This is a genomic window from uncultured Mailhella sp., from assembly GCF_944324575.1.
Classification (GTDB): Bacteria; Desulfobacterota; Desulfovibrionia; order Desulfovibrionales; family Desulfovibrionaceae; genus Mailhella.
On sequence record NZ_CALUWV010000069.1, the window covers coordinates 1 to 10,259 of the forward strand.

The 10,259-nt window shown below is 58.3% G+C and carries 9 protein-coding genes; 7 read left to right on the forward strand and 2 right to left on the reverse strand.

All coding sequences use genetic code 11. The features are described from left to right. The first annotated feature begins 233 nt into the window (after window positions 1–233). The 7 genes from Q0J81_RS08380 to Q0J81_RS08410 all read left to right on the forward strand — a co-directional run bounded on the left by Q0J81_RS08380 (window position 234) and on the right by Q0J81_RS08410 (window position 7,618). Window positions 234–638: a PaaI family thioesterase gene (locus tag Q0J81_RS08380; protein WP_294447160.1), complete on the forward strand. Its 405-nt coding sequence runs from the start codon at window positions 234–236 to the stop codon at window positions 636–638. Further along, entirely contained in the window at window positions 635–2,287 is a 1,653-nt protein-coding gene (gene coaE / locus Q0J81_RS08385; protein ID WP_294447161.1) for a dephospho-CoA kinase, read from the forward strand. The genes Q0J81_RS08380 and coaE overlap by 4 nt, the downstream gene beginning before the upstream one ends. A gap of 589 nt (window positions 2,288–2,876) precedes the next feature. Further along, window positions 2,877–4,220 (forward strand): circularly permuted type 2 ATP-grasp protein, encoded by a 1,344-nt coding sequence (locus tag Q0J81_RS08390; protein ID WP_294447162.1) that lies wholly within the window; start codon window positions 2,877–2,879, stop codon window positions 4,218–4,220. Window positions 4,221–4,252: 32 nt separating this feature from the next. Next, a complete protein-coding gene (locus tag Q0J81_RS08395) occupies window positions 4,253–4,933 on the forward strand; it encodes an alpha-E domain-containing protein (RefSeq protein ID WP_294447163.1) in 681 nt (226 codons plus the stop codon). Beyond that, the gene (locus Q0J81_RS08400) at window positions 4,930–5,760 is read left to right on the forward strand and encodes a transglutaminase family protein (protein ID WP_294447164.1); all 831 of its coding nucleotides are present in this window, start codon (window positions 4,930–4,932) and stop codon (window positions 5,758–5,760) included. Before Q0J81_RS08395 ends, Q0J81_RS08400 begins: the two co-directional genes overlap by 4 nt. Next, a complete protein-coding gene (locus Q0J81_RS08405) occupies window positions 5,757–6,695 on the forward strand; it encodes a M14 family metallopeptidase (protein WP_294447165.1) in 939 nt (312 codons plus the stop codon). Before Q0J81_RS08400 ends, Q0J81_RS08405 begins: the two co-directional genes overlap by 4 nt. Further along, complete coding sequence (locus Q0J81_RS08410; protein ID WP_294447166.1) at window positions 6,692–7,618, forward strand: M14 family metallopeptidase; 927 nt, start codon at window positions 6,692–6,694, stop codon at window positions 7,616–7,618. Before Q0J81_RS08405 ends, Q0J81_RS08410 begins: the two co-directional genes overlap by 4 nt. Window positions 7,619–7,887: 269 nt before the next feature. Here Q0J81_RS08410 and tgt read toward each other — a convergent pair whose 3' ends face one another. Together tgt and Q0J81_RS08420 are read right to left on the reverse strand one after the other, a co-directional pair. Then, window positions 7,888–9,036 (reverse strand): tRNA guanosine(34) transglycosylase Tgt, encoded by a 1,149-nt coding sequence (gene tgt, locus Q0J81_RS08415; protein ID WP_294447167.1) that lies wholly within the window; start codon window positions 9,034–9,036, stop codon window positions 7,888–7,890. Window positions 9,037–9,053: 17 nt separating this feature from the next. After that, window positions 9,054–10,043 (reverse strand): rhomboid family intramembrane serine protease, encoded by a 990-nt coding sequence (locus Q0J81_RS08420; protein ID WP_294447168.1) that lies wholly within the window; start codon window positions 10,041–10,043, stop codon window positions 9,054–9,056. Between the last annotated feature and the right edge of the window lie 216 nt (window positions 10,044–10,259).

A 10,259-nucleotide genomic window follows, 5' to 3' on the forward strand; every position in this document is an offset into this window, starting at 1 on the left:
TTGGCGCGTTCAATCTTTTTATGGGCCATGAGATTGCTCCTTAAAAGAAAATGTATCCAGAAGATATAAACTCTCCGAAGGTCGCTGTCCAGTGAAAGAAGGGCCTCGAAGGCGGAGCGCGGAGCATTTCCCGTTTTTTTCCAGGAGAGGCGACCTCGTCAGACGGCTTGCCATGCCGTGCGGCCGCAGGTATGCTCGCGCCCTGAAACGTGCTGTCAATGAGGAGTTGAATCATGAATTGCGATGTCGTTACGGAAGGCACGCTTGCTTCTCTTCTGGGCATCGAGGTGGAGCGCTTTGATGCCGAAGGAAACGGCGTGGTCTCCATGCCTCTGGATTCCCGTCATCTCAACGTGCTCGGCAATGCTCACGGCGGCGCCATGTTCACGCTGGCCGACATGGCCTTTGCCGCCGGATGCCGGGGGGCGGGGATTGTCTGCGTAAGCGCCCAGTGCTCCATTTCCTATCTTCTGCCCGGAACGTGCGGTCCTCTTCGGGCAAAGGCCGTGCCCGTTCGTCTCGGGCGCACGCTCGCGGTGTACGACATCATGGTGTACGACGGCGAAGGGCGCAACATCGCCAAGGCCGTCATGACCGGGTATGTACTGCGGAAATTCGACAACGGAGAAAAGGCATGACGGAAGAGCTCCGCGAACTCGGGCATGCGGAAGCGCCGGACGGCGATGACGACCTGTTTCCCGAAGTCTGCAACGTGGCAAGCTTCACGGTGCCTGACGGCATGAAAAAGACTCGTCTTGACGCCTTTCTCGGTTCCGTGGCCGACCTTTCCCGCAGTCGCCTCAAGAGACTGGTGGAGCAGGGCGACTGCACGGTGGACGGGACTTCCTGCACGGACGCGGACTTCAAGGTGCGTCCCGGTCAGGTAGTGACGCTCCGCATGCCGGAGGCTTCGGACATTCTGGTTCCGGAAGACGGTCCGCTCGAGGTAGTGTATGCCGATGAGGACATCGCCGTGGTCAACAAGCCCGCCGGCCTGACCATGCATCCATGCCCGAGCTGTCCGACGGGGACTCTGGTGCATCGTCTGCTTTCTCGCTTTCCGGCGCTGGCGCTTCAGGAAGGGCCGAGACCGGGCATTGTGCACAGGCTGGACAAGGACACGTCGGGTCTTGTGATCATTGCTCTCTCGGAGAGGGCCAGGCTGCGCCTCATTGAGGACTTTGCCGCTCGGCGCGTGCACAAGACCTACCTTGCCGTGACCCGCGGCGTGCCTCCAGCGGAAGGCATGAGTGATTTGCCCATAGGCAGGCATCCAACCATGAAGACGCGCATGGCCGTAGTTCCCGAGGAAAAGGGCGGCCGTAATGCGCTCACGAGCTGGAGCACGCTTTATGCGTCGCCTTCCGGGAGATTCTCCCTGCTTGCCGTGCGCATCTTTACCGGGCGCACCCATCAGATACGCGTGCATCTTGCCCGGGCAGGCTTTCCGTTGTGGGGCGATTCCGTGTACGGCCCAGAAGATAAGGCTTCACCGGCGGCAAGGCAGCTTCTGCACGCGTGGAAGCTGGAATTTTCCCATCCCGTGAGCGGCACAGCCATGAGCTTCATCTGTCCCCCGCCGGAGGACTTTCCCCGTGCCATGCTGGCGCTTGAGCGGGGCACGCGGCGCGTCATTCTCACGGGAATGCCGGGATGCGGAAAGTCGGCCGTGCTGGAGCGCATGGAGGAGCGGCACATTTTTGTATGGAGCGCGGACAGAGCCGTGGCCGCGCAGTACATGCCCGGCGCGGACGGCTGGCATCTCATGCGTCAACGCTGGGGAAACGCCTTTTTCGACGACGGGGGCAGGGTGGACCGCGCGAAGCTGACGAAGCTTCTTGCGGAAACGCCGGGAATGCGGCGCGAGCTTGAGCGCATGATCCATCCCCTTGTGCGCGACTCCATGGAAACATTTTTCCGGAAGGCCGAGGCGGCAGGAGAAGCCGCAGCTGTGGCGGAAGTGCCGCTCTGGTTTGAAACGGGCTGGACGTGCCCGGGCGCGGACATTGCGGTCATCGTGTGTCCCGACAAGATGCGGCACGAGCGCCTGCGCGCGACCAGAAACTGGAGTGACGCAAAGATTGCCGCCGTGGAGAGCTGGCAGTGGAAACAGGAAGACAAGATTGCCGCGGCGGATCTTCTTATTCACAATGCGGGCACGCTGGACGATCTGGACCGGGAAGTGGACGTCTTTCTTGCGGCGCTCTCCGAAAAGGGAAGAGCGAGAGGCGAAGAGCTTTGCGCGGCCTGGCGCGCGCTGTGGAGCGGAGAAGGCGCGCAGCCATGACCGTTTTCCGCACCTGCCGTTTTTCCGAAGAAAATAAGGCGGGAGTATCGCCCCGGCAGAACGACGCTGGAGGTACCCAGAGCGGCAGCCCTCTTGTCCTGCGGACAGGAGGCTTTCGTTCGTGCGGGACAACATGACTCTGGGGAAAGAAAGTTGCGTGGGCTTGGCGCCGTTCAGAGAAGTGTCGGAATGACGGGCATGAGTCGGGCCTTTTTTAGCATGAGCGGGGCGGTGTTCTTTTACGAAAGGACGGATTTGTAAGCTCTGCATGAATATTGATACAATATTATATCAAAATATTGTTTACGATACATTAATATATCAGCTGTACCTCATGCATGCCTCTGACAATTCCCTTTTCAAGGGAGTTTTGAGGACTCTTTCCGTCAATCAGCCGTATTCCTGTGTCCTTCAGGCATGGTAGCTCACTCCCGTCTTCATGAACAGAAAAACAGCGTTCTTTTTTTGTTCTTATATTTCAATGTTATGCCGCCATCAGGAAAAAGAAGGAGCGTTCGGGCATTTTTTTTGGACAATATGGTATATTTTTTGCATTATTAAGTCGGAACATATCAAGCAGGAGTCCGACATGTATTCACTCGTAGAAAGCCGTGAAGCTGTGAACAACTGGTTGGAACGCTATGGCGTGCGCTTTGGCATTTACAAGAACGGAAAGTTCAAGGAGCAGCTCTTTCCCTTTGATCCCATTCCCCGCGTCATCTCCCCCGAAGAATGGGCCTACCTGGAAAAGGGGCTTGCACAGCGCGTCAGAGCTCTCAATCTGTTTCTTGCCGACGTTTACGGCGAAAAAAACATCCTTAAAAATAATGTTGTTCCCAAATCCTTTGTGTATGCCTCCAAGGGGTATCTTCCCCAGTGTGAGGGCATACGTCCTCCGCGCGGCGTGTTCGCCCACATTGCGGGCATAGATCTGGTGCAGGCCAGGGATGGAAGATGGTTCGTGCTGGAAGACAATCTTCGCATTCCTTCCGGTGCGTCCTATCCGCTTATCGCACGCACCATCTCCCGCAAGGTGAGTCCGGAAACGTTTTCCGCCAATCACATCGAGGACAATCGTGACTATCCGCAGCTTTTGAAGCATGTCATGGATGACATGAACGTCAACGGCGGACTCAATGTGGTTTTTACGCCCGGGCGCTACAACTCTGCGTTTTTCGAACACTCCTATCTCGCGGAATGCACGGGCTCGGTTCTTGCCTTTCCCGGAGACCTTGTCGTTGAGAACAACCACGTGTACTACCAGGGAATTTTCCATGAGAAAACGCTGGTGGGCGCCATTTACCGCCGCGTGTCCGACGAGTATCTCGACCCCATGGCCTTTGAACCCGATTCGCTTCTGGGCGTGCCCAACCTCATGCAGGCATATGCCGCGGGCAACGTGGCACTGCTGAACAGCCCCGGCAACGGCGTCGCCGACGACAAGGGTCTGTATTATTTCGTGCCCCGCATGGTGGAATATTATCTCGGCGAAAAGGCCATATTGCAGAATGCGCCCACGTATCTTCCCTATTATGAGGAAGACCGTGACTATGTTCTTGCCAACGCGGAAAGGCTGGTCATCAAGGACGTGAGCGAGGCCGGAGGTTACGGCGTGGTATTCGGGCGCGATCTGGAAAGCGACCGTCTGGAAAAGCTCAAGGAGCTCATCCGTTCCGAGCCTCGTCGCTGGATTGCTCAGGAAGTGATCAATTTCAAGGACCTGGAAACCATGGAAGAGCACGGCGTTGTCTATCGCAAGGCCGACCTTCGCGCCTTTGTGCTCTCTTCCTCCGACAGGACGGTGGTATGGAAAAGCGGCCTGACCCGTTTTGCCCGTCAGGCCGATTCCTTTGTGGTCAACTCCAGTCAGGGGGGCGGCTTCAAGGATACCTGGGTCCTGCGCGATCATCAGTCGCTTCCGAAATCCTTTTAAAACCTTCCACCGTCATTGCAGAAGGAGACGCCATGTCTTCCATATCTCCCGCCAAGGCAAATCATCTTTTCTGGCTGGGGCGCTATGCTGAGCGCCTTTTCGCCCAGCTCCATTTTCTGCGTCGCTACTATGACCTGTGCCTGGACGAAGGCCGGGAAGACGCGCTTCAAAGTTATTGCCGGAAACTTTCCCTTGCCAATTGTCCCTCCGACCGGGACAGCTTTTTGTATCAGCACCTTTTTGAGAATACGCCGGGTTCTCTCCTTTACTGCCTGGAGTGTCTGAACGACAACAGCATAGTGCTGCGCGAGGAGCTTACCACGGCGTCCATCAGCTATGTGAATCTCTGCATGGCCACGCTGAATCACTGCCGCCACAAGCAGGACATCAACATCGTTCGTCTTCAGCCCGTCACCGATTATATCCTCGCCTTCTGGGGATCGGTATTCCAGCACGTGACCAACATTGCCACGCTGGATATGCTTTTTATCGGCAAACATGTGGAATACATTGATATGTATTCAAGATTCGATTACCCGTTCAAGCGGATTGCCGCCGAGTGGGAAAGTCTGGATCACCGGCTGGGGCATATCGAGGACATGGTGGACGGACGTTGCAGAAACAGACTCAGGGAGATATTCTCAGACGGACACGATTACGGGAAAAATATTCCCGACGTGCTCTGTTCGCTGAATTCCCTGGTTCTGGTATGAAGCAGTTTTTTTACCGTTACGAAAGTTCCTTTATTTTTTCTTCGCCGGTCTCCGCTCACTCCTGGCTTTTGCGATGCCTGCCCAAGGAGGAGCCCTTCCAGCGTGTGGAACGGGCGCAGATGCGCGCAAGTGTCGTTCGGGCAGACGGTGATGTCGGTGATGTTGATCTGCCTGTCTGCTTCGGTTGCGACGCCTTCGGCAACGCCGTGCAGACGGGATATGTGTCGGAATCTCACCTTCGTTTCAGCGTCGTTTCCGAAGGCGTGGTGAGACAGACGCCGTACCGCATATGCGATGCGGCGCACGGCATGTATCTGGAGCATACCGCCCTCACGCTTCCCGACGGAAGTATGGAACGTTTTGCCGGTCAGTCCTGCGGCAGAAAGGAAGTCTGGCCGGAGGAGCTTTTTCCAGGCGGGCCCGTGACTGAAAAGGCGCTTTCGCTGTGCAGCGCCGTTCACGCGTACATGACGTATGCTCCCGGCGTCACCACGGTGAATACCACAGCCTCCCAGGCCTTTGCGCTGGGGCGGGGAGTCTGTCAGGACTATGCCCACGTGCTCATTGCTCTGCTGCGTTCGCGCAGCATACCCGCCCGGTACGCCTGTGGCTACCTTGTCGGCGAAGGAGCGACGCATGCGTGGGTGGAGTTTTTCGATCAGGGCGTGTGGCGGGGACTGGACCCCACCAACAATCGTCTGCTCCGCTACGGCTGCATCAAGGTGGCTCACGGCCGCGACAGCTCCGACTGCTCCGTGAACCGGGGCGTGTTCAGCGGCCGGGCCGCGCAACAGAATACCCTAGACATCAAAGTGGAAGAACAATGATAAAAACCGTCATCTCCACGGAGCTTCCTGTAGACGAGCATCTGCTCATCCGCAAGAACAGCATTTCGTCGGGCTCCGGGAAAAAACGCATCTGCATCGTTACCGGAACCCACGGCGACGAGTTGGAAGGGCAGTATATCTGCTACCGCATCGGCAGCATACTTCAGGAGCATCCCGAATGCCTGGACGGCACCGTGGAAATTTATCCCGCGCTCAATCCTCTGGGCATAGACTCCATAACCCGTGGCATCCCCAGCTTCGATCTGGACATGAACCGCATTTTCCCCGGCGATCCCATGGGCAGCATGGCGGAAAATACGGCCTATAACATCATTGAAGATCTGAAGGGCGCGGATCTGGTGCTGGACATCCACTCCAGCAACATTTTTCTGTACGAGGTGCCGCAGGTCCGCATCAATCAGCTGACGGCAGACAGGCTTGTGCCTCTGGCCAGGTATCTGAATCTGGATTTTCTCTGGGTGCATGAGGCCGCCACCGTGCTGGAAGCCACGCTGGCCTATTCGCTCAACGCTCTGAACACGCCTACGCTGGTGGTGGAAATGGGCGTGGGCATGCGCATCACCATGAGCTACGGCGATCAGCTTGTGGGCGGCATACTGAACCTCATGCGTCATCTCGGCGTATGGACGGGGGACGTGCCTGAACCTCCGGCCGGACACAGAACCATTCTTTCCACCAAAGGCACGGTGGAGTTCATCAATGCTTCCGCCTCCGGGGTATTCATTCCGCTCATCCGCCAGTCCAACGAGGTTGAGGCCGGACAGTCCATAGGACGTATTGTCGATCCGCTGCGCGGTGTGGTGCTGCAGGAGGTGGCCGTGGACAGGCCGGGATTCGTCTTTACCATCCGGGCCTATCCCGTCGTTTATGAGGGATCGCTGCTCGCGCGTGTCTACAGGGAGGACAAAGCATGAAACGTGAACGTCTTTTCGTCATGCCGTCTCCGTTTCGCGATGAGTTCCGCATCCACGGTTTCCGCTTCGGCTCGGGCAAGAAAAGTCTGGCCGTAGTGGGCGCCATGAGAGGCGACGAGCTGCAGCAGCAGTTCGTCTGTTCCCGTCTTGTCCACACTCTTCAGGATCTGGAAGAGCGGGGCGAGCTCATGCCCGGGCATGAGGTTCTCGTCATCCCCTCGGCCAATCCCTTTGCCATGAACATCGGCAAGCGTTTCTGGGCCATGGACAATACCGACATCAACCGCATGTTTCCCGGCTATGCGCTCGGCGAAACCACGCAGCGCATAGCCGCTGCGCTGTTCGAGCACCTTCAGGGCTATGAGTTCGGCGTGCAGCTCGCGAGCTATTATCTGGCGGGGGACTTCATTCCCCATGTTCGCATGATGCATACCGGCTATGAGGACGTGGAACTTGCCCAGGGATTCGGCCTGCCCTACACGCTGGTGCGCAATCCTCTGCCCATAGACACCACCACGCTGAACTATAACTGGCAGATCTGGGAAACCCAGGCGTTTTCCGTCTATGCCGGACATACCGGCGTCATCGACGTTGCGACGGCCGACGACAGTCTTTCCGCCATCCTGCGCTTCATGGCGCTGCACGGGATCATCAGGTATCGTTCCCACCCCGGATACTATTCTCAGGTGGTGCAGGAAGAGGAACTCATCAACGTCAAGGCCTGCCGCGCGGGCATCATGTACTGTCTGTGCAAGCCCGACGACATCGTGCGTCGACATCAGCGTCTTGCGAGCATTCTCGATCCCTACGACGGTTCCGTACGATGGGAAGTGCGCGCCCCTGCGGACGGTACGGTGTTCTTCATGCAGACTCGGCCTCTGGTGCTGGAAAACTCCATGCTTTTCCGGCTTATTGCCAGCTGAGCAGGCGATGATGTTCTTTGCAGACCGGTATTTTCGAATGCCGGTCTTTTTTTGGGAAAAAGGACCGGCGAGCCCTGCAGGACGTCGCGGGAATTGCTGAGATGCGGGAAAGAAGAGGGGAGCAGGAGAACTGCTCTTCCAGAGGAAAGGGCAGGTTTTAGAAGAAGCGGGAGACCTTGGGGCAACGGCGTTTTACCCGTCCTGACGTTTCATCATGCAAAGAGTGCGGAGCATAAAGAAAGGGCGCTCCCGTGGGAGCGCCCTCAGCGTTAAAATTCCGGCGCGTCAAAGAGCGCGTCTTCCTCGGGATACTTTGCCTCGTACTGAGCCTTGAACTCGGCATAGCGGCCTTCGAGAATGGCTTTTCTTGCGCCCCGCACCATGTTGAGGAAGTAGGTGAGGTTGTGCAGGGAGTTGAGGCGGAAGGCCAGAAGCTCCTGACTCACGTACAGGTGCCGCAGATAGGCCTTGCTGAAGGTGCGACAGGTATAGCAGTCGCACTGCGGATCAAGGGGACTGTCGTCTTCGGCGTACTGGGCCCGCTTGATGTTGATCTTGCCTTCCGAGGTGTAGAGCGTGCCGTTGCGGGCGTTTCTGGTGGGCAGCACGCAGTCGAACATGTCCACGCCGGCCTCTATGCCGTGCAGGATGTCCAGCGGCGTGCCCACGCCCATGAGGTAGCGCGGCTTGTCCTGCGGCAGCACGGGGTTCAGCACGCGCAGACTCTTCATCATGAGATTTTTGGGTTCGCCCACGGCAAGTCCGCCTATGGCATAGCCTTCAAAGCCTATGTTCATGAGCTGCCTTGCCGAAGCCTCACGCAGCTCGGGGAAGGTGCATCCCTGCACGATGCCGAACAGAAGGTTGCCCGCGCTGCCCGCGGGATAGGCGTCACGGCAGCGCTGCGCCCATTCGGTAGTGCGCTTTACGGCTTTTTCGGCATCCTCGTACGTGGCTCCGTAGCCGAGGCACACGTCGAGCGGCATCATGATGTCGGAATTCAGGTTGCGCTGGATGGAAATGACCTTTTCCGGCGTGAACAGATGCTTTGATCCGTCGATGTGGGAACGGAACTCCACGCCGTCGGCCTTCATTTTGTTCAGCTTGCTCAGGCTGAAGGCCTGAAAGCCGCCGCTGTCCGTGAGAATGGGCTTGTTCCAGCGGATGAATTCATGCAGGCCGCCTCGCCTGGCCACAAGCTCATCGCCCGGGCGAAGATACAGATGATAGGTGTTGCCCAGAATGATCTGAGCGCCTATGGCATTGAGGTCGTCGGGAGCGAGGGCCTTGACGCTGCCCACCGTGCCTACGGGCATGAAGATGGGGGTTTCTATGACGCCGTGCGCGGTATGAAGCAGGCCGGCGCGGGCGTTGCCGTCCTTGCCCAGAAGCTCAAAGGTGCCGGGGGCTTTGTCCATGTATGCCTCGAAAGGGGTTAGAGTGCGAAATCCCAGCACAGCAGCAGGATGAGAGGCGCGGCGCAGCCGAGCGCGATTTCCAGCGTGCGGGGAAGACCGTCATGATGCCGCAAGGTGAGGCTTACGGCAAGTCCGATGATAAAGCCGGAAACAAGGCCGAAAATATGGGCGGAGTAGTCCACGTTCCTGCCTTCCGAGCCGAGCATGGCCAGAAAGGCGAGGGCGGCGGCTACGGGCAGCATGAGACGCCGGACCCCCTGAAGGTGCGAGCGGACGACGATGTCGGCGCACAGGAGCCCCACTATGCCGAACATGGCCGTGGAGAAGCCGAGGCTGGAGTAGCCGGGGTCTCGGTAGATGACGTTCATGGCGTTGCCGAGCATGCCGGAGGCGAGCGTTGCGAAGAGCGTGAGGCCGAGACCGATGCGCCGTGCAAGAAGAATGAGGAAGGGCGAGCCGAAAAACACGTTGCTGAACAGGTGCAGCGTATCGGCGTGCAGCGTGAGGGCCGTAGCCGTGCGCCACCATTCGCCGCTGCGCACTTCGGTGACGTTGAGCTTGCCGCAGCGCACCCAGTATTCCGGATCGGGCAGATGCTCGAAGGGCAGAGGCCACCAGCCCATGGTGAGCCCGTACCAGAATATGAGAAACAGCATGACGAGCATGGCCCAGTGAGCGTTGTGTCTCTGGGGTACGGGCCGCGGAGCCGGCCTTTTTTCCGAATCCACGGCGGCAAGTTCGGCTCGGGCCACGTCCTCGAACATGGCGGGCACGAAGGCGCGCATCTGGGAGCCGTGTCCCGTGACGATGTAGGGAATGTTTTTCGAGTCGAGCACGAGACGAAGAAGCTCCATCTGCCTTGTACCGGGGGCGGGCAGTGCGCGTCCCATCTGGCCGGGGCCGCGGAAGTCCACTACGCGCCAGCTTTCCGGCACGCGCAGAGAACGACGCCACAGACCGATGTGGCTTTTCGGGCGATGGCGGAAGGCGGCGCTGATGTCGTTCATGAAAATCTGCCTGTTGGGCGGCGTGCTTCTGAGGGCCGGGGATGGGTGACCATGACGGGGAATTATTAATCAAAAAAAAGGCGGAGATGTTATCCCCGCCTTTGGAAAGATCGGCAAGCCTGATTATTCGGCGTCATTCTTGACGACGGGCTTCACCACGGCGCCGGAACGGAGGCAGCGGGTGCACACGTTGATGGTGCGCACGGTGCCGTCGGC